Origin of the sequence: Vibrio sp. A1-1, from assembly GCF_021728175.1 — a bacterium.
GTDB classification, from domain to species: domain Bacteria; phylum Pseudomonadota; class Gammaproteobacteria; order Enterobacterales; family Vibrionaceae; genus Vibrio; species Vibrio diabolicus.
In genome coordinates, this window is record NZ_JAKKCL010000003.1 from 302,747 (window position 1) to 323,875 (window position 21,129).

A 21,129-nucleotide genomic window follows, 5' to 3' on the forward strand; every position below is an offset into this window, starting at 1 on the left:
TCCGAAACGGAGAGATGGCTGAGTGGTTGAAAGCACCGGTCTTGAAAACCGGCATACGTTAATAGCGTATCTAGGGTTCAAATCCCTATCTCTCCGCCACTTATTTAGAAAGCTCGCATTTATTGCGAGCTTTCCGTCGTTTTAGCGCTTGTAAAATGACGGAGGTTCGAACCCCTAGTCGTATACGGCCCCAGAACTTCACCACATTCGAATAAAGAGCCCGCTAAAAATTAGCGGGCTCTTTATTTCTATTTTCTAGTGTTTAAGCAAACTTCTTAATCATTTCAGATAGGTCATTGGTACAACTTTGCACTTTAGAGTTCATCTGATTTGTTTCTGTCATCAGATCATACGATTCACTGTACTTTAAGTTAAGCGACTGGATGTTTTCGTTAATCTCATCCGTTACGTAAACCTGTTCTTCTATCGCTACCGCAATTTGTTGATTTCGCTCGACTACATCCTGAACGAGAGATTGCAGCTGTTGGATGCTCTCTAAAGCCGTGCCTAATAATGTTACCGTTCCGGTCGACATTTCATTGCCTTTCTCTAGCGCAGAAACCGCTGATTTACTGCCCTTTTGAATTCCTTCAATGGCCGCTTTAATTTCTGTTGTCGATTCCTGTGTTCTTTTAGCAAGGGTTCTCACTTCATCCGCAACGACTGCAAACCCTCTCCCTTGCTCGCCTGCCCTCGCCGCTTCAATTGCTGCATTCAACGCTAATAAGTTGGTTTGTTCAGCAATATCATTGATCACTTCAACAACGGTTCCTATTTGCTCGGTTTGTTGGTTCAAACGCATGACCACTTTAGAGATTTCGCCGAGCTCATCCACCAGCTCTAGTACCGAGTGGTTAACATTATCGATAACGCTACGGCTATCTGTCATCGTGTTCTGCGCTTCTAGCGTAGCATCGGCCGTCGCTTGAGCATTATTTGATATCTCAGATGATGAGGCTTGCATCTCGTTGACCGCTGTAGCGACCGAGTCGATCTCTACTTTCTGTGCACTCAAGTTTTCCGTCACTTGCTGGCTATTAGTCGCAGCACTGTTGGCACTTGCACGCGTTTCTTCGCAAGAGTCTTTTACAGACACCCCGACTCGCCCTAATAGCGCATCTGCAAATTGCTTACGCATCTTCATACCCAGCTCAATTTCAGCCAGATCGTTAATTTTTCCGCAATAAATATACTCCATTAGCGGATTGTTGAAGTCTTGCCTAGCCTGTCTAGCAAGCTTCTCAACTGGCCTTGTTAATACATAAATTGAGAAAACGGAAAGTAATGCAGCAATGCCAAAGGCCACCGCTGGTGATTGGTTCATTTGTAGAGTTAGCAAGCCAAGAAGGTTGGAAATGAAAAGAAAGAAGGCTGCTCTCATCCACAAACGCGTACGGGGAAGATACATTTGCAATGGTTTACCGTTATTCCGAAGTTTTGAATACGCTTTTTCCGCTCGTTGAACGTGTATACGCTCAGGTTTAAATCGAACCGATTGGTACTCAACAACTTCACCATTGGATTTGATAGGAGAAGCAAACGCATCAACCCAATAATACCCTCCGTTTTTACGTCGGTTTTTCACCATTCCCATCCAGTGTTTTCCGGCTTTTAGGTGCGTCCATAAATCTTTAAAAGCCTGTTTCGGCATGTCGGGGTGGCGTACAACATTGTGAGGCTTACCGATAAGTTCACCATCACCAAACCCCGCGACTTCATTAAAGTTTTCACTGGCATATTTGATATAGCTGGACGTATCGGTGATAGAAACTAGGCTGTAACTCGAAGGGTAATCATATTCCGTTTCACTCATAAACATGTGTCCTTACATTGATTAATTAAATAAACGGCAAGTATGAGTGTAGCAGCATAACATTTATGCGCATAATGATAAGCGCATTGTAAAATTCAATGAAATTACTGATAGGTCAATTTATTACCTGCAAGCGTAGTGGCTGTTTCACTCTCAAATAGCACTACCCTTGAGTGCTCACAAGATGCTGCATTGATTAAAATTAATACACAAAAGCGCTTCCTTACTGAGTTCGTAAATTGTTATAAATAAACGATTACAACGAAAACAAGGAAGACAAACATATGACTATTCGTTTTAGTCAACTTGCTGCTCAAGGGAACACGGCTCACCTATTTATTGACGATTGGAAAATAGATACTCAGCAATCTTGGGGAATATTCAGCGCGGATGGGGATATTGGTTCTCTACTTGGAGACCTTATTTGTGGTGAGCTTTTACCAATAAGCGGAAAACTTGAGCTTGATGGGCTGTCCGTTGCTCAAGTGTCATTATCAGAGCAACAGCGATTACTGGAAAGAGAATTAGAAAAGGACGATACAGACTTTCTTGATCGTATCGATCAAGGCAGTACCGTTTACTCACTCATTCAGGAGCGCAGCCAAGACGCTAATTTAATAGATCAACTGATTACCGATCTCGACCTAACTCACCTTAAACACAGTGGCTTTCGTGTTCTCTCTACAGGGGAAACAAGACGAGTGATGTTAGCTCGCGCTTTAGCAACACAGCCTGATTTGTTACTGCTAGATAACCCATTTACTGGTTTAGATATTGGCCATCGAGCAGCTCTCGCTCACTATTTACACTCGCTTTCTCAAACCGTACAGCTACTGGTCACCTTCTCTCGCGAGTCTGATATGCCTGAGTGGATTGATCGCGTTGCGCTTTTCAGTGCAGGAAAACTGGACAGTACAATGGATAAATCCAGTTGGGATAATCATCCAATCATTGGACAACTTAAATCTCAGTCCGAGCAACAGAGTGAAGAAATGATGAACTTGATACGTCAGCATCAGCACTCGACACACTTCGACAACCCAATATTTAAACTAACAAATGGGTCTGTTGAATACACTGATAAGAAGATCTTTACTGACTTAAACTGGCGAATAGACAAAGGTCAGCATTGGCAGGTCAAAGGCCCAAATGGCTGTGGGAAGAGCACCTTGCTTGGGTTAATCTTTGGTGATCATCCTCAGTGCTACAGCAATGACATTGATATCTTTGGTAAAAAGCGAGGGTCTGGCGAGACAATCTGGGAAATTAAGCAGCACATAGGTATGGTATCTTCAGCGTTACACCTTCAATACCGCGTTAACTGCAGTGCGCTAGACGTGATTTTGTCCGGTTTTTACGACTCCATAGGGTTGTATAACCAACCCACTCGTAAAGAAGTGGACATCGCAAACGAATGGCTCGACATCCTACACATGAGCCAATACCGAAAAACCTCATTCAAGCAATTAGAGTACGGTCAGCAGCGCCTGTTGTTGATTGCAAGAGCCATCGTTAAACAACCAACATTACTGATTTTGGACGAGCCATATCAAGGGTTAGATTTTCTTGGTAGGCGTTTAGTTAAGAATACACTTGAGCTCATCGCCCGAGAGAATTTAAGCCAGCTATTGTATGTATCTCATTACCAAGAAGACCGCTTGGATAGCATCAAGAATGAGCTAGAGTTTGTTTTTGATGACAATGACCAATGTTATCGGGCTAACGTTTACCAATCATAATGACTTCGCTGAGCAAGTTGATCATAAGGTAAAGGCTTGGAGTAAAAATATCCTTGATGATATCGCACTCCCATCTTTTTCAAATGGTCGGCTTGCGCCGTTGTTTCTACACCTTCAGCGATGAGTTGTACTTTTAGCTCTTCCGCAAAGTGAACAATAGCTTTTAAAACGGAAGCACTAAGGCTAGGTATACCAATAGTTTCGACAAAACATTTATCGATTTTTAGGTAATCAATACGCATGTGCTGCAGAAACGCCAGCGAGGTTTGACCGGTACCAAAATCGTCGATTAACACATCAATGCCATGTACTCGCAGCGCTGCGATACACTTTCTGGCTTCAGCATCAATGAGTTGACGTTCTGTTATCTCTATGCCTAATGAGACGTTATTTCGACTTAACTTCCTATCAATGAGTTGAATCTTTCTAATCGCGTTTGGCCCAACTAAGTAACCGGGCGGCACATTAATACCAAGGTGAACAGACTGATTAAAGTCTAATTTACTAAAGTCTTCTGCCGCTTTATCGAGAACGTAATCCGTGAGCAAAAAGACCAATCCACTTTGCTCCGCCGCTGGCACAAACTCATCAGGAGAAATGAACCCTTTATTCTGATGTTCCCATCGCACTAGGGCTTCAAAACCAAATAGTTGACCAGTATCGACGTTAATCTGGGGCTGGTAATACAGAGTCAACTCGCCTTTCTTTATGGCTTTCTTTAAATCCAGGACCAAGCTTCGATGAGGATCGATAAATTTATTTAACGCATATAAGCAAAGATAGATAACAAAAATGATTGGAATTGAATACAAAAAATAGGAAAGTGTTCTCTGTTTGACGAACAGATCGCTAGCTTCACTCAAAGCTTCATACTCAAACATTTGCGACGATTTGATGCCAATAGGATTACTTCCCGTTCTCAACGCTTCTTCAGGTGCAACTTGGTCATGGATAAATAAGGCAGAGCGTTTTAAACGTAAATCGTTATTAAATCCTATCTTCGCATTAAAGTAGTCATGATCAATAATCGTCACCGCTTGATAACCTTGCTCTCCTTCGGTCACGACGAGCAAAAATTGGTCATATACGCTATCCACGTTTCCCAGTGCTAACGCTTGTCCCTCAGGAAATGTAATGTGCTCGGCTAACGGCTTAGAAATTACGCCCAGTTTAGAAGAACACGTAATGATCCCATCTTTTACAATCAGCATTTCTTCGATATCTCGTTCAAACATCAAGTTTTGCTGAAGCTCTTCACATCGTCTAGGATGCAACAAAGCCGTGCGGTTTTCGGTCTCTATTTGGAATAAAATTTCGTCTGCGATTTGAACGTTTTTTTCTAATAGATGGTTGAGGTTGTTTTGCACGCTTTCACGAGCTAAATACAAGACTTCGCCAACAATCAAAGGAATGGGCAACAAAAAAATGATGGCTTTTTTAAAAAGCGCCTTATTCAGCATATAAAAGTAACCTTTTATAAAACCGATTTACTGAGATGGTATCTGGATTCTGATACCCACTAGCAACTCTCGTTTATAATATTATTTATTTAGATTAACTCAGTATGCGAAACACTTAGTAATACCGCAAACTAAACAATACCTTAATCCCTCTTGTTCCAATTTAGCATCAAACGACTCAAACCTGAGACGTCAATACGACATCACTTTTGAGCCCATCGGTACCAAGGTAAGCCCTAAGTCATCAAATTCTCACCCTGCGAGAATTACCCATTAAAATTATTTTTCTTTTCTCAGTGATTAAGAATTATATTTGTCGTAATTCATATAACACGTTACAACACTCTCATGACGACAAACAAAGCTAATGCGAATCAGGTAAACGAAAAAGCACTGCAGTTGTTAATGCAAGTTGCAGTTAGTCCATTCCCAGTCTCTGCGAAAACGCTAAGCGAGCAATTGAACGTTCCTTTGAGCAGTCTCTACCGACACTTGAAGCTGCTCAAAGAGTGGAACTTGATTGAAGAAAGCGTACACGACAAGACATTTGTCGTTGGCCCGGCAGCATTGCTGCTCATGCATAGCTATGAGACCGCACAGCATGGGTTAGATATGGTCGAAACCATACTGGCTCGGTTGGTACAACAAACAGGGGAAATGGCCGCTTATATGGTACCTGCAGGGTATCGCGCGCTTTGTGTCAGACAAAAAGAAAGTATGCAGGCGCTACGTTGCAGCTTCGTCCAGGGTCAAAGTCAACCTCTGCTACGTGGTGCCTCATCTAAAGTGATGCTCGCTTTTATGCCTCAAAGTCGATGCGAGAAAATCTTGAGATACTTTAATCAAGATCACCGACGAGACGAATGGGAACAAGAGCTCACAACCATCCGTAAACACGGATATGCCGTCAGTACTTCAGAAATTGACCCGGGTGTTTCTGGCATCAGTGCACCAGTGATGAAAGGAAGCAAACTGATCGGCGCGGTCTCGGTGATGGCTCCGGCCCACCGAGTCGAAAAGGATAAGCAGCGCATTATTTTGCATGTGTTGCAAGCGGCAAGGGCACTACCACCAGAAAGGTAATTCATCATGTTAAGCTTTTTCAAACGCTATAAACTCCACCACACCGTGAAACAGCCGCAGCATTACCCTTTTTCTTTTATGACAGTGTGTGAGTATTTGCCACCCATGTCTAAGGGCGCGTTTGAATTAGCTGATCAAAGTTTGGAAAATGCTAGTGATTGGCTATACCAACAGCATGATCATGAAACTGCTGAAAACTTTGGTCACTTCAACCACGACAAGCTGGAAAATGGCGAGTTTCAGGAAGCGTTAAGCCTTTCGCTTTCTCGCCACTCCATTCCTGTTTTAGTAACTAACTGTACCGAGGCAATCTTGTCCATGTTACCTGTGGTCGGGTCCTATCGAGACGAAGTGGGTGTGGTAAATATTGGACATGACATGAACTTGAAGCCAACACTTGAACCACGTTTAGGCTCGGCATTCCATTTTGCGCTTTCTCGCTATCAAAACGTGCGATTATTTTTTGCTGGTGTTAGCGAACAAGATACAAAGCAAGAAACGTGGGAATACGCGGAGGATCAAGGTTGTGACTGGGTAACCGATAAAGAGTTCTCTTTTCGTCATCGCAATAATGTAAAGCAGTTAATCGGCAATTACCTCGACCATTGCGACCAAATAATCCTCAGTATCGACCTTGGCTCCCTAAAAACCAAAAACAGCCTTGATGGTACCTCAGAAATTGATATCCAAATGGTTCTACGCACCATTAGGCAATGTCTGGTTGCAGGTAAAGTCAGAGCCATTCAACTCGTAGGCGATCGCGATCGTCTGGTCTATTCGAGACAAACGAAAGCCATACTAGAAGAGTTATATCAAATGGCCCCACTCATTGTTCACGCAGCCTAGGATTAAGTTCGGTTCAGAATCAGGACGCTCAAGCTACTGATTCTGAATCAACATGGTTAATTATTATCCTTTACCAACAAATAGTTACATGAATAAAGCGACTCATGTCACACTTAGCTATTGAACTAATCTCATACTTACGTTCTAATAACGCCACTAAGCTTTGGTATGACATACGAAATAAAAATAGCCAAAGTTCAATAAGTAAGCGGATTAAAAACCAAAAACACCGCCGACATTTCAACTTCTGTGAGCATTTGCTCACGCTCGCTTGATGCCATCTTGTTCCACTTTTTTAGGACATTTGATGATGCGTCTTTGCAGTATTTTCACTGCGGTTCTTGTTTTACCGCTAGCCTCACACGCCACCACCTATGACTTAGCAGATATCAAGTCAAACACTAATGTTGCCTTTTGTAAAAACGGAACCATTCATGTAACGGGTTCTACTTACGATTGCACTACAAATATTGTTCTCCCGAAAGGCGATCAAATTATAAATAGTAGTCAAAGCTCATCGTCTTTAACCGCTCATGGTTCCATAACACTCCGTGGGCAGAATGTCATAGGCTCAAAGGAAAGCCCCATAAACATCAAAGCTAAAGGAATTTGGTTAAAAATTAATGGTAATAGCTACGTACTAGGTAATGTCTCTGCTTTAGGTTCTATAAAAATAACTGATAGTGAAATCGAAGGAGATATAGAAACCAATGGTGTTGGTGGAAATGGCCGTTCTGTCGAGTTTCACGGAGAGCACAACGTCCTTAATGGCAACATCATTGCTCAAAGTGACGTGTACATCGAATCTGGTATGTTCTGCGGTGATATCAAATCAAAAGGAACAAAAGTAGAAATTAATCAACTGGAATCGTCGCTTTCTAATACACCAATAGTTGTGGGCAACATTAATGCTCTATCGGGGATAAATCTTAATAATACGACAGTTTTTGGTTCTTTGACATCTCAGGGACATACTGTAGATACAGGTTTTGGCACGACCAAAATATATGCGAATAAGCAAGCTATTTCGGCAATGCATTTTTCAATTAATAACTCCAATACTTCTATTTGCGGTAGTGTGACAGCCACCCTAGAATCAAGTTCAAATTTCAACCACTATTGTGGCATTGATGAACCCAATTGTGGTTACGCAAATCAAACACCAACAACTTGCCCTATTCCTTCTTATATCCCTGAATGTAAAATTACGCCTCCATCAGAGAACGACTTCGACCTAAGCGTCACACCATCGGACGACATGGCACTGATGTGCGGCGACGATCTTCCGCAATTTACAGCAACAACAACCAATAATGGAGAAGTTGTAAGCGCAGAAGTCAGTGCTGCCCTATCACACCCTGACTTATTCACGTTAGAGATGGTCAAAGGTAAGCAGGCATTAGGAGCAAACCAATTTATATCAGACGATAATGGTAAACTTGTTGTTCGAGTAATCCCAAACGATATTAATACGATCGCGTTAGATACTAACTACACACTGACTTTCACTATGGCGAAAGACACCAGCAAGCATCAAACGGTTAGCTTTATGTTTACGCCATTTATGTTTGAGGCCTACTCAAAGACGAAAAGCGCAACTTTAAATGAAATACGCGTTATTGCAGGTAAACCAGAAAACGTGCATACGCGATTGCTGGCTTGTGCCTCCACCGGCGAACCTGTAGTCGCAAGCAACTACAATGGTACTCCTAAGGTTTTTCATCCATTGGTTCAACCATTAGGAGGAAGTGAAGGAAACTTTAGCTATTCAGCGGAATTTAAAGACGGCTTGTCTGAACATGGTCTTATCACGAACGAGTCCGGCATATTTGAAGTGACATTGTCCGATCATTTTGAATGTGAGGGATTTGAAGAGTGCCCAGAAGAAGGCAAAGTGGAAGTGAAAGGAACATTTAATGTGTACTCGCGACCATGGACACTGGCTATCTGTGACAACCAACGTGCTTTGCCTTCTGGCACCTCTGAACAAGGAGATGGGTTTATTGCCGCCGGAGAACTTTTCTCTCTAACAGTGAAGCCGATCATTTGGCAAACTGACGGCTCTGTAAGTGGCTCTGTGGAATCAGCACGTTATTGTGATGCCTCTATCACCCGTAATTTTATGCTTGATGACGCTCCAGCAGCATCGGTTGTCTTGTCGAGTGAGCAACATACGCCATCAGAGACAGCGAACCAAACCTCGAAACTGCTAAAAAGTAGTGACTCACTGGCTCAGGCGCATAATTCAGCCAAGAATGATCAATTCGTCTTTAATGGATTATATTGGGAAGAAGTCGGGAGCTTGAGAGTAAAAGCAAACCTAGAAAGTAAATATCTAGGTATGACTGTTAACGAAGGCTATCGTTACATCGGTCGTTTTTACCCAAAATATTTTCAAGTGCAAGACCAAGAATGGCACTACCCACATGGCCAAACTTTTGCTTACATGAATCAACCTTTTGAGAAAGTCACTTACGATGTTGTCGCACTCAATGCGAATAAGGAAAACGTGAAGAACTACGTCCACTTTTCATCTAACCTTCAACAACATTTCGACTTAGGCGAGCTAAGCTCATACTCCGATCGGTTTTTGCCGCCTAAGCCTAAGAAGGTAGAATGGAAACTACTGGGTAACGCGAGTGTTGGAACGTTTGTGATCGAGAAGCCGTCGACCAATGCGACTTGTAACAATAGCCCATGTTGGAAAAAGAACACGACAGATAAACAATACCCTGATGGCCCATTTAATAAAGGGACAGACAGCGACAGCAGCAAAATAGGTATAGTCACGACTAAAGCCGTTGATGAGGTAAACTTCTTTGACGATAGCGAAGTGCTCACACAACAACCAGATATTCGATTCGGTCGTTTGAACTTTCAAGATGTGGGTGGCAACCAAGGCATGGTGATCAAAGTGCCACTTGATGTGGAAATTTGGCAAAACGGTCGATTTACGACTAACTTCGATGACAGCTCAACAACGGCGAATGGTGAATATTACTTCAGCACGCCAATTTGGTCTCATGCGCCAGCAAACAACGCCCTGCTTTCTGGCGTTGGAACGATGAGTATTGGCAGAATGACCGATATCGTTGCAAGCCAAATTGACTCAGCGCGCGAGCAAATACAATTCCACCTAGATTTAGACAGCTCAGGCAATCGTATCCCTTGGCTAAAATACGACTGGGATAGCTCTACAAGTGAAGAGGAAAACCCACCCGTCATTATTACGTTTGGTATTCACCGAGGAAACGATCGCATTATTTATCGTGGTGAACCCAATATGCTTGGCCTAAATTAACGCGAAACGGCAAACAAAAAGAGCCCCTCAATTGAGGGGCTCTTTTCATCACAAACTGATGTAATTTACTTTGCGCCACGACGCGCTTTCAGGCGCTTCACCATAGCAAGACGACGCTCTGCCGACCCTTGGTCTGTTGCCGACTGGTTCGGATTATTACGACGACCTTGACGATTCTTAAATGCTGGTTTTGAGTGCAGCTTTTCAATGTAAGACTCACGCTGCTTTGGTTCATAGCCTGCAAGCTCAATACGGCGAATGCGTTGCTGGATTAGATTTTCAACCTGAACCACCGTGAGCTCTTCATCTCGGTTTACAAATGAAACGGCATGGCCTTGTTTACCTGCACGACCCGTACGGCCAATTCGGTGAACGTAATCTTCCGCTAGGAAAGGCATGTCATAGTTCACAACGTGAGGTAAGTCTTCAATATCTAGACCTCGAGCAGCGACATCGGTAGCCACCATGACACGTGCTTTGCCAGACTTGAACTCTTCTAGCGCACGACGACGAGCGCTTTGAGCACGGTCACCATGACAAACCACCGCTTTGATACCATCAAGTTTCAGCTCTTTTACCACTTCGTTTGCGGTCTCTTTATAGTTCACAAATACCAACACTTGTTTCCAGTTTTTGCGACCAATTAGCTCTGAAAGCAGTTCCGTTTTTCGCTCTTGATCAACTGGATATAGCACGTGAGCAACTGTTTGTGCCGTAGTATTTGCACGCTCTACTTCGATACGTTTTGGTTTACGCAGAATGTCTTTCGCTAACAGATTTAGCTGGCTTGAAGTCGTTGCCGAAAACATCATGATTTGTGGGTCTGTATCCACATCCAGCATGATCTTACGAACTGCATGAATAAAGCCCATATCCAAGATACGGTCTGCTTCATCAAACACCAAAAACTCTAAGTGTGCCACCGAGACATTACCTTGTTCGATGTGTTCTTCCAATCGACCAGGTGTAGCCACAAGGATATCAACACCATTTTCCAGTGCCGCAACCTGAGAAGACATTTTACGTCCACCGAAAATCGCCGCCACCGACAGATTGGTGTACTTCGTATAAGCTTTGATGTTGTCAGCAATTTGTTCAGCAAGCTCGCGAGTTGGAGCCAAGATAAGTGCACGAGCAGTCTTACGAGAAGCGCTACGGTTACTGTCTAACAACTGCTGAATCATAGGCAGAGAAAACGCAGCCGTTTTACCAGTACCTGTTTGTGCTGTAGCGAAAATATCATGGCCTTTGCGAGCCATTGGAATCGCCTTCTGTTGAATTGGCGTTAACTTTTCATAACCGCATTCTGCCAGTGCTTTAACCACTTCTGGCGCAAAACCTTGAGATGAAAATGACATTGAGCGTATTCCTTAAACAAACCACTAAAAATAGCTTTAAAAATTTAGCCGTGCACTATACCCGAATTTGAGTGATTTATCTCACTTTTCTCATTGAAACGCTACAAAAGCAAAAACGGCGAACGCAGACAGATTGCTAGTTCACCGTTTCCGTTTAACATTTGTTCGATTTAACGCTTGATGCCAGACAACTGAAGGAGAATTTGCTCAAGTTCATCCCATGGCAACAGCTGAGAATCTATCACTTCTAATCGTGATTCAAATCCTTCTAAGCTGATTTCATTCACCGACACGACTCGGTTGGCAACATTAAACGCGTAACACCCCTGATCCGTGTTGACCACCGCTTTAACACGTTCCGCCGTTAATTCCGAAAGCATTGAGAAAAGTTTATCAAAATCAAACGTGTACTCTGCCCCAAACAACCACCCGCAACTAAAATACCCTTGCCCTTTGTTCTCTTTACGCACAAAGGCTTCACCTGGCGGCAACTGGAATTGAGGCTCTTGGTGAGCATGGTCATGATGATGTGACTCGATATGGGAAGAAGCGCTGCCGTAAACCCGTTCGATATCCAAGACTTCTATCGGTAACTCACCGTCATGAATAAGCTTGCTGAATACTTTTGAGGGAGATTGGTCCGTCACCCAGTCATTAAACACATCAATGTCGTGACTGGTACAAAGGTCAACCTTACTGCCTATAACCACGTCTGCGCTGTCTAACTGGTCCACAAAATTTTGGTTAGAAAGGTACTTTTCATCACTTAAGTTACGCGGATCAACCAGAGCGATCGTCGCTTTTAGATCAACGTAAGGTTCATACTGTTCTGAGGTAAGCGTCGCGATAACCTGTTTTGGATGACCAAGGCCTGTCGGCTCAATCAATAAACGGTCCGGTTTTTGGCGCAGTAATGCGGTAATACCGACCGACATCGGCACACCCGCCGTGCAACACATACAGCCACCCGGCACTTCTTTAATCAGCGCACCTTGGTCGGTCATCAATGCACCGTCGATGCCAATCTCACCAAATTCATTGACCAAAACCGCCCAGCTTTCGTTTTCCGGTTTGTTCTTCAGTAGATTTAAAATCGTGGTCGTTTTACCGACACCCAAAAATCCGGTCAGTATGTTGGTTGGTACTCGATTTGACATGCTTATCTCCGACACGTTAGTGCATTAATGCTCCAGCAAAGTATACGGAGAATGTGACTCGCTTCAACGCTTTTTATCGCGCTCATCAAGCTCATTGCGTGATGCGTGGGTACACATTTTTTGAGAATGATCAGAGTGACTTATCAACTCTGAACGCTTCATATCAGAAAGATACATACTGGTGTAAATGACGCAGGTAAAAAACGCGATAATAGCGACTACGATGGGAAGAACTCCGAGCGTGTTTTCGAATTTAAGCGCAGCGATAGCCAATACGAAAATAACGACAGAGATAAGTGCGATAGACTTACTTTTGTTGCTTTTCATGATAACTCGCCTTTCGTAAGGGTAGCCCCTAACACCTCCTGTATTAGGGGAACGCCAGTTTGAACAACATCCAACCTGACTATTCAATGCTACTCCTTTCGCTACTTGTGAAATTTGACAAAGCTAACATTTATTACAACATCAAACGATGAACTTATTACTAGCTTTCAGATACTTAGTGGACTGTAAAACGCTTACTAGCAAATCGACCCGCCGCTGACCAATATGTCGTTTTCATTGGCAATACAAACTTGAGCCACCAGCCTTAGCCCTTCGACTATCATCTCCAGAGACATGGAAGGCTGACGGCCATCTGCTGCTTGTTCTGGCAATAATGGGATATGAACAAACCCATGACGAATAGGTCTGTCTTTTAGATAATGTTGAATGCCATAAAAAAGGTGGTTACATACAAATGTTCCGGCACTGTTGGAAATCTGGCTAGGTATCCCCTGCTTTTGCAGCGTTTGAACAACTCGCTTTATCGGCAGCGTCGAGAAGTAAGCATCTGGGCCATCAGCCACTACAGGTTCATCAATCGGCTGATGACCAGCGTTATCTGGAATACGAAAATCATCCACATTAATTGCGACACGCTCTGGGGTGATCGCGCCACGTCCGGCCGCTTGCCCAACGGTAATCACACAATCTGGCTGGTGTGCTTCTATTGCATCAATAACGGTATTCACTGACTCATGCCGAATCACAGGAACTGGGCAAGTAACGATCATGGCATCTTCGATTGCCGCAGCCTCTAATCGCTTCACCGCTTCTAAGGCGGGGTTAATGGCGTCACCACCAAAAGGTTCAAAACCGGTAATCAGGACTTTCTTCATAACAGCCTTTAGGAAAAGAGTTTCACAAATTATTGCACTCCCCTTCACCCCATCCAATAGTAAAACTATTGTTGACATAAACCAGACAACATTATGTGACTTATGTCTAACCAGCGAGGGGGTTCACCTTTATTGAATCTAGACAAGTTCCGGACTATCGAGACTAACTATTGATGATTAATGGCAGGGCGAAGCTCTCTTATTACATGACTCACGCAGAAACTTGGTTTCCACGCTTAACTTAGGTAGAGTACGCGACCGCAATGCAATTCGAAGAGATTGAATACAATGAATATTGATAACCATGTAATCGAAACGATTGAAGAGTTAGAGGCATTTCTGCATTTAGTAGAAAGCGGCGCTCTGGGTCTTGAAGGTGTCACTGGCGTTGCGCTAGCCACCTCTAATACCGATGGCCGTCCATTTGTTGCCGTATTAGGAGAAAAGCACCAATTGCTCCTTGGCCGCTGGGTTTCGCAGCACGTATATGACAATGGTAAAGACATCGTTCGTAACGGCCCAACCAGAAAACACTAAGCGCTCAGCACCATCTATAACACCATGCCGTCTTATACACCAAGCGTATGCTTTGAAAGCAATGCGCTTGGTGTACTTAAAAAATAAAAAAAGAAAAGGCTAGCCTTTATTAATTTTGTCGGTATACTGCACATCAGCTCTTACGGAAAGAGCTATTAATGTAATTAAAGATCAAAGTTTCTCTCAGTTCCACATCGAATTCCTCGTTTACGTTCCTGCGACAAAATAGTTATCTCTAAAATCATATAGTAGCACTTGATATTAGCTAAAAATTCAATATTTAAAACAATCAAATATAGAGGTATCTATGTCTAATAAATTAACTGGTTCAGTAAAATGGTTCAACGAAACTAAAGGTTTTGGTTTTATTTCTCAAGACAATGGCGGTGATGACGTATTCGTTCACTTCCGTTCTATTGTTTCTGAAGGCTTCAAAACTCTTACTGAAGGCCAAAAAGTATCGTTCGTTGTTGAACAAGGTAACAAAGGTTTACAAGCTGCTGAAGTAACAGCACTGTAATTCTTTGTGTGGCATCAACGTTGTTGGTGCCACCATCCCCTTCCACTTATTGCCGCCCTTACTATTCTCTATCTAAGTTTATATACCCAAATCACTTACCTCTCCCACACCGTCATTAATCACTTTCAATAAAGTCACTTTGGTATACATCTTTAGGTAATCACACTACCTATCTTGCAATTCCAGTTTGGAATTAAATTAATCTGATTCATATCTGAATCACTTCGCCTCATGCTTTGCTCATATAAATAAAGTTTATAAAATAAAAGCGATTGGCGAATATAAGAGAAAAAAATGAAATTAAATATATCCGCACAATCAATAAATTCTAATAATTACGAGCACATTATCCCTAGCCGAGACGTTATCCTTAGCCTCTTCGATAAAGTTAAAAATCACTTAAGTCACGAGCAAATTTCTCGCTCTACTGGCTTAGATGAGAAACCACAAAAAGACGCTTTAAAAAAACGTTTACGCGCTATGGAGCGCGATGGCCAGTTGATTTTCACGCATCGCCGTGGTTATAAGAAAGTCGATCAAACCGCTTTGGTTTCTGGAAAGGTCAGCATTCACGCAGACGGCTTTGGTTTTGTCACTTACGACAGCAATGAAAAAGACCTTTTCTTACCTAAACACCAACTTACTCATGTGTTTGATGGCGATATCGTACTGGTTCTGAAAGGCAATGCTCAGCATCAAGGACGCTCAAATCATCGTTTCATCAAAATAGTGGAACGAAAAACAACCCACATCGTAGGCTTGTTAAAGAGAAAAGGTTCGAACTTCTATCTAGTGCCAGAAAGCGCGAAACTGACTCAAACCATTCATGTCACACCAAATGATCTTATCACCAAAAGTGTCGGTAAACTCGTTCATTGTAAAGTCACTGCCTATCCAGATCACAGACAATCAACAACAGTTGAAGTGGCGGAAGTATTAGGGCGTCCGGGAGAAGCAGGGATTGAAGTTAAATTGGCGTTACGTCGACATGGCATCAATGATCATTGGGATGATGAAGTTCTTCACGCCGCCTCCGCATTTGGCAATCACGTAGAAGAAAAAGACAAAACGTCCCGAGTGGATTATCGAGATTTACCGTTCGTCACTATCGATGGGGACGACGCGAAAGACTTTGATGATGCCGTTTATGCATACCAAATGGACAATGGGCATTGGAAGTTATTCGTCGCGATTGCAGACGTATCTCACTACGTTCAGCCAAACGACCATTTAGATCTTGAGGCGCAATCTCGTGCGACGTCCGTTTACTTCCCCGGATACGTTGTACCAATGCTACCAGAAACATTATCTAACGGTTTGTGCTCGCTTAACCCGAATGAAGACAGATTGGTTATGGTATGTGAGATGACCTTTGACGACGAAGGTAACATGCTAGATTCAGAGTTTTCTGAAGGGATCATTCACTCGCATGCTCGTTTAACTTATAACGAAGCTTACCGTATTGTTTCCCAATCAACGGAAGCAAAAAAATACCAAGGTAAGAACCCAAAACAAAACATTAAACAGCATCTGGTGAATCTCCATCGCTTGTATTTGAACCTATCTGGTCAACGTCAAGTCCGTGGTGCCATTGATTTTGACACGCAAGAGCTTTCATTCACGTTAAACAATAAAAAGAAAATCGCGTCCATCGTTCCTGTAGTTCGAAATGATGCCCACCGAATGATCGAAGAATTCATGCTGTGTGCCAACGTTGCCACCGCTCAATTTTTGCAGCAACAAAAAATACCGAGCTTATACCGCGTGCACTCTGGTCCTCAGATGAAAAAACTGTCTTCATTAAGAATGATGCTTGCAGAGAAAGGGCTAACGCTTGCGGGTGGTGATAAACCAACTTCTCATGACTACAACGCATTACTGGAACAAGTACGAGATTTAGATGAGTGTGATGTGATTCGTACCCTACTGCTACGTTCTCAGAGTCAAGCCGAGTATTCGCCGAAGAATATGGGTCACTTCGGTTTAGCCTATGACGCATACGCACACTTTACTTCGCCAATTCGTCGTTACCCAGACTTACTCGTTCACCGCGCCATTCGCGCTAAACTTCGAGAGCAAAAAACAGGCAAGCTACGCAGTCTGCTCATGAAACTAAAACCTATTCGTCAATTGACAGGTGCTGCGGACAACTACCCTTACGATGCAAAAGTAATCGAGCAACTGAGTGTGCACTGTTCGCATCAATCTCGTCAGGCAGATGAAGTGAGCCGAGAGGTTGAGTCAGCACTGAAATGTCATTACATGAAGCCATTTATTGGGCAACACTTCACGGGGACAGTGTCTGGGGTCACACACTTCGGAGTATTTGTTGAGTTAGAGGAAAACCGAATCGAAGGTCTCATTCCTTTATCAAGTTTCCAAAATGGTGAGTTCGAATTTGATGCAGTCAAACAAAAAATTTCCAGCCAGAGCACCACGTTTACTTTAGGGACTAAAGTGCACGTGTTGGTTAAAGACGTCGATTCGAAACAAAGAAAGATCATGTTCAATTTAAAAGATGCAGAACACACGGTAGGTTAGTCTGTTGTAGTCTATTTTCTAACCCATTGTTCAAAAATAAAAAATAAGCTTTAGATACCACGATTAACTTGTGACATTTCGCTGACATCAGCTCATTCTAAAACCCTAATATCTGGCAAAGGAAACGAATCTAACTTTTGTTTCCAGACACCATCGCAGAGTGTATTTCCAGCACTCTGTTTGCCTCGAGAGGTTCTTATGACAGCCTAGGATCTCTCGGGGCTTTTTTGCGCCTCTTAAACCCCACCTTATGTTGTATCCAACCCGTTACCAACCACACAAATTGTACTTTTTAACTAGTTCACTAGATCGCGAATTCTGATTTAAGCAACTGATCACACAACCTCTTCCAAATTTTGGGTATAAAAGTATCAATACTTTCGTTAACTAGGATGTAAATAATGAAAAACTCGTTTGATCTCACCATGCCCAATGAAGAAGGATACTTTGGTGAATACGGTGGTAGCTTCGTGCCGCCGGAGCTTGAACAAATCATGCGTGACATCAACGCAGCTTATGAGGAATGCAGCAAAGATCCTGAATTTAAAGCGGAGCTTGCTCGCCTGTATAAGCACTTTGTTGGACGACCTAGCCCAATCTTCCATGCGGAAAACTTGTCTAAGAAATACGGAGCAGACATCTACCTAAAGCGCGAGGACTTAAACCATACAGGCGCACATAAAATTAACCACTGCTTAGGAGAAGCCATTCTCGCTAAAAAGATGGGTAAGAAGAAACTGATTGCTGAAACTGGCGCAGGGCAACATGGGGTCGCGCTTGCGACAGCCGCCGCACTGGTCGGCTTAAAGTGCGATATTTACATGGGTGAAGTTGATATTGCCAAAGAGCACCCGAATGTCGTCCGTATGAGAATCCTTGGTGCCAATGTCATCCCTGCCACTCACGGGCGCAAGACTCTCAAAGAAGCGGTTGATTCTGCCTTCGAAGCCTACCTAAAAGATCCTGACACACAACTTTATGCGATAGGCTCTGTCGTTGGCCCTCACCCATTCCCTAAAATGGTACGAGATTTCCAATCAATTATCGGTAACGAAGCACGAGTTCAATTCAAAGAAATGACAGGCAAGTTACCCAATAATCTCGTCGCATGCGTTGGAGGTGGTTCTAACGCGATGGGGCTATTTACTGCTTTCTTAGACGATGAACAAGTCGCCATTTACGGCGTCGAGCCCGCGGGCCGCTCTTTGCAAAAGGTTGGCGAGCATGCTGCAACACTCACACTCGGTGAGCCAGGTATTATGCACGGATTTAAGTCTTACATGCTCAAAGATGAGCAAGGCGAACCTCAAGAAGTGTACTCTGTAGCAAGTGGCTTGGATTACCCATCGGTTGGGCCTCAGCATAGTTACTTAAAGGACATTGGCCGTGTCAATTACGGCTCAATCACTGATGACGAAGCGATTGATGCCTTCTTTGAACTGTCTCGCGAAGAGGGGATTATTCCAGCGATTGAATCCTCACACGCTGTCGCTTACGCGATTAAACTCGCGAAGCAAGGAGAAACTGGCTCAATTCTGATCAACTTATCCGGTCGCGGTGACAAAGACATTGATTTTGTCGTTGAACACTACGGCGAAAAATATGGCATTGAATCAATTATTTAGTCACGACTTCGTAGGCTAACTGTCTATACAAAAAGCTACCTATTACTAGGTAGCTTTTTGTTTGCGCCTTACTTTCCCTACATGCGCTTTGAAGGCTTAACTACACAGTCCAAACCTTTTACTTTTGAGAAATAGGCATAGCTTGAGAAAACCCTCTTACTTACCACTCCAACTAGTCCTTTAGAACATAATTCGATTAACCGATCAGAGCAGGAATACCCGGAAGCTGACCAACGACAGCAAGCGAACCTGCACAAACGATAAATGCAGTGCCAGGAATCAGGTATTTATCTTTTCGCGAGAGTTCGTTAGCACGCTCATGGTCGCCGATAAGTCCAAGGTTATCCAGTAGCATCGTGATTGCCCAGCCAAAGACTGGATTAACGAATGCACAGGCAAAAATACAGATACCTGCACTGAGTGAATCTTTATGCTTGTGGATCATCTGCATACCCGCTTCAAGAAGTGGTAAGAATACACCGACAATCAAAGCAACACGCAGAACAGGCTCCCACATCGCTAGATCCATAGGGTAACCAATTACCGCGGCGGCAATACACATGAAACCCGTTAACAGTGCGCCACCTGGAATAGGACGTTTGGCAATTGCGGCTGGAATCATGTACGTTCCCCAAGAAGAAGCTAGGTTTCCGCCCCCTAAGAGTGAGCCAACCCCCTGACGAACAGACGCTCCGACCATCGTGTCGTCGACATCCATGAGTACGCCTTTCGCTTCTTTTGGGTAGTTCAGTTCTTGAAACACACGATGGCCGAGATAATCAGGGGACCACATAGCGACTGCCAGTAGAGCAAATGGAGTCACGGCAATAAAGTGCTCTAAGGTTGGCCAACCTAGTTGCCAGCCTGTATCTTCACCCCACCAGTAGAATGGACTGAAGTTAGGCAGGCCCGGTTCTGTGGTAAAAGCAAACTCAGCGCCCATCAAATAAGCAACAATACCCGCGAGTGCAGAGCACAGTGGGATTGCCAACCAACGCTTGTTGATCTTAGCTAGGTAGGCATAAACCATAACCGTTAGACCAATGACAACAAACGAAATGTAACCTTGGTCTGTACTTGCAGCCCACGCCTCAGTCTTATTAATTTGTCCGAGCAACCCAACAGCGCCTAGGTAGATCAATAACCCTCCTCGAACTCCAATGCCAGTCAAGGTCATGAGTTTAGAACCGCCTTTAGTCAAAGCGAGAATTAAGCCAAAAGCACATACCATCAAGCCAAGCGCCAGAGGATGCCCTCCTGCAGCAGCAATCATGGGAATCAGCGGTATCATTGGGCCGTGGGTACCGGCTAGGTTTGCATTCGGGTTTAGGATGGCAGAAAACAAAATAACGAACAGAGCACCCGCGATAAGCAATTCGTAACGCACGTTTTCTGCAACGAACTCCGGAGATAAACCGAACTGAGCAGCAAAGGCAGCAACCATGGCGGTGACCATCACCACTTTACCAATGGTTGCGGCTAATGCAGGCACCCAGTCTTCGATTTCAATACTGTAATCACGTGATGGCAAATGAATACCCCAACGACGAAAGCTCATGATGGTTAAATCATGGTTTAGAAAGTCTTCACGACTTTCAAATTCATGCGGTTTTTTGCGCACATCCCTGTAAAAGGTCTTACTTGAGTCAGACATTGAGCTATCCTTTGTTATATTTCAACGTTGAACTATGCCAACTAGAGTTTCGCTTGGTATACAGACCAATACGAGACAACACCCACATCAAACATCGAGGCCACACCAAGAAAGTGGTATGGCTAATTTTTGATTTGAACCTATTAAGCATGTATTGCTATCGGTAGGAATATTAGACATTAGTAAAAGAACAACAAAAATCTCACTTATTACACAAAGATTTAACATTACATTAGAATACGCTGATCTTTAGTGAGAGTTTTTGAACAGCAATTCAACAAGAGGAACAGTCGCAACTCCACCTGTGCTTTTCAAGGTAGAAAAAACATATC

At 43.5% G+C, this 21,129-nt stretch carries 15 protein-coding genes and 1 tRNA gene; 9 read left to right on the forward strand and 7 right to left on the reverse strand.

Annotated elements, in window-relative coordinates; translation table 11 throughout:
• Positions 1–8 precede the first annotated feature (8 nt).
• Positions 9–99, forward strand: a tRNA-Ser gene (locus L3V30_RS08290).
• A 163-nt stretch (positions 100–262) separates the two neighbouring features.
• Here L3V30_RS08290 and L3V30_RS08295 read toward each other — a convergent pair.
• A complete protein-coding gene (locus tag L3V30_RS08295) occupies positions 263–1,813 on the reverse strand; it encodes a PAS domain-containing methyl-accepting chemotaxis protein (protein ID WP_237308688.1) in 1,551 nt (516 codons plus the stop codon).
• A gap of 284 nt (positions 1,814–2,097) precedes the next feature.
• Here L3V30_RS08295 and modF point away from each other — a divergent pair, with 284 nt between their 5' ends.
• Positions 2,098–3,552: a molybdate ABC transporter ATP-binding protein ModF gene (modF, locus tag L3V30_RS08300; protein ID WP_237308689.1), complete on the forward strand. Its 1,455-nt coding sequence runs from the start codon at positions 2,098–2,100 to the stop codon at positions 3,550–3,552.
• On the opposite strand, the gene L3V30_RS08305 is transcribed toward modF, so the two are convergent.
• The gene (locus tag L3V30_RS08305; RefSeq protein WP_237284314.1) at positions 3,540–5,012 is read right to left on the reverse strand and encodes an EAL domain-containing protein; all 1,473 of its coding nucleotides are present in this window, start codon (positions 5,010–5,012) and stop codon (positions 3,540–3,542) included. The genes modF and L3V30_RS08305 overlap by 13 nt on opposite strands.
• Before the next feature lie 348 nt (positions 5,013–5,360).
• On the opposite strand from L3V30_RS08305, the gene L3V30_RS08310 reads away from it, so the two are divergent.
• The 3 genes from L3V30_RS08310 (at position 5,361) to L3V30_RS08320 (ending at position 10,242) form a co-directional block, all read left to right on the forward strand.
• A complete protein-coding gene (locus L3V30_RS08310; RefSeq protein ID WP_005391048.1) occupies positions 5,361–6,095 on the forward strand; it encodes an IclR family transcriptional regulator in 735 nt (244 codons plus the stop codon).
• Between the two features lie 6 nt (positions 6,096–6,101).
• On the forward strand, positions 6,102–6,941 hold the full coding sequence (locus L3V30_RS08315; protein ID WP_006742009.1) for an arginase family protein: 840 nt from the start codon (positions 6,102–6,104) through the stop codon (positions 6,939–6,941).
• Positions 6,942–7,248: 307 nt separating this feature from the next.
• Positions 7,249–10,242, forward strand: a complete 2,994-nt coding sequence (locus L3V30_RS08320) for a FapA family protein (protein ID WP_237308690.1) — start codon at positions 7,249–7,251, stop codon at positions 10,240–10,242.
• A 65-nt stretch (positions 10,243–10,307) separates the two neighbouring features.
• Here the strand turns inward: L3V30_RS08320 and L3V30_RS08325 are convergent, their stop codons facing one another.
• The 4 genes from L3V30_RS08325 to pcp form a co-directional block, all read right to left on the reverse strand.
• The gene (locus L3V30_RS08325; protein ID WP_005386186.1) at positions 10,308–11,600 is read right to left on the reverse strand and encodes a DEAD/DEAH box helicase; all 1,293 of its coding nucleotides are present in this window, start codon (positions 11,598–11,600) and stop codon (positions 10,308–10,310) included.
• A gap of 170 nt (positions 11,601–11,770) precedes the next feature.
• Complete coding sequence (locus tag L3V30_RS08330; protein ID WP_053808957.1) at positions 11,771–12,757, reverse strand: GTP-binding protein; 987 nt, start codon at positions 12,755–12,757, stop codon at positions 11,771–11,773.
• Between the two features lie 63 nt (positions 12,758–12,820).
• Complete coding sequence (locus tag L3V30_RS08335) at positions 12,821–13,084, reverse strand: hypothetical protein (RefSeq protein WP_046873671.1); 264 nt, start codon at positions 13,082–13,084, stop codon at positions 12,821–12,823.
• Positions 13,085–13,281: 197 nt separating this feature from the next.
• Positions 13,282–13,920, reverse strand: a complete 639-nt coding sequence (gene pcp / locus L3V30_RS08340; RefSeq protein ID WP_104973810.1) for a pyroglutamyl-peptidase I — start codon at positions 13,918–13,920, stop codon at positions 13,282–13,284.
• Positions 13,921–14,208: 288 nt separating this feature from the next.
• Between pcp and L3V30_RS08345 the strand changes: the two genes are divergently transcribed.
• The 4 genes from L3V30_RS08345 to trpB all read left to right on the forward strand — a co-directional run bounded on the left by L3V30_RS08345 (position 14,209) and on the right by trpB (position 19,143).
• Positions 14,209–14,457 (forward strand): hypothetical protein, encoded by a 249-nt coding sequence (locus L3V30_RS08345; RefSeq protein ID WP_005375646.1) that lies wholly within the window; start codon positions 14,209–14,211, stop codon positions 14,455–14,457.
• Between the two features lie 307 nt (positions 14,458–14,764).
• Positions 14,765–14,977 carry a cold-shock protein gene (locus L3V30_RS08350; RefSeq protein WP_005375644.1) on the forward strand — a complete coding sequence of 71 codons (213 nt, stop codon included), beginning with the start codon at positions 14,765–14,767 and terminating at the stop codon, positions 14,975–14,977.
• A 294-nt stretch (positions 14,978–15,271) separates the two neighbouring features.
• A complete protein-coding gene (rnr, locus tag L3V30_RS08355; RefSeq protein WP_237308691.1) occupies positions 15,272–17,518 on the forward strand; it encodes a ribonuclease R in 2,247 nt (748 codons plus the stop codon).
• 401 nt (positions 17,519–17,919) lie between these two features.
• On the forward strand, positions 17,920–19,143 hold the full coding sequence (gene trpB / locus L3V30_RS08360; protein WP_053808954.1) for a tryptophan synthase subunit beta: 1,224 nt from the start codon (positions 17,920–17,922) through the stop codon (positions 19,141–19,143).
• A gap of 196 nt (positions 19,144–19,339) precedes the next feature.
• On the opposite strand, the gene L3V30_RS08365 is transcribed toward trpB, so the two are convergent.
• Positions 19,340–20,797, reverse strand: coding sequence for a DUF3360 domain-containing protein (locus L3V30_RS08365; RefSeq protein WP_005391067.1), 1,458 nt, complete (start codon positions 20,795–20,797; stop codon positions 19,340–19,342).
• Positions 20,798–21,129: the final 332 nt, after the last annotated feature.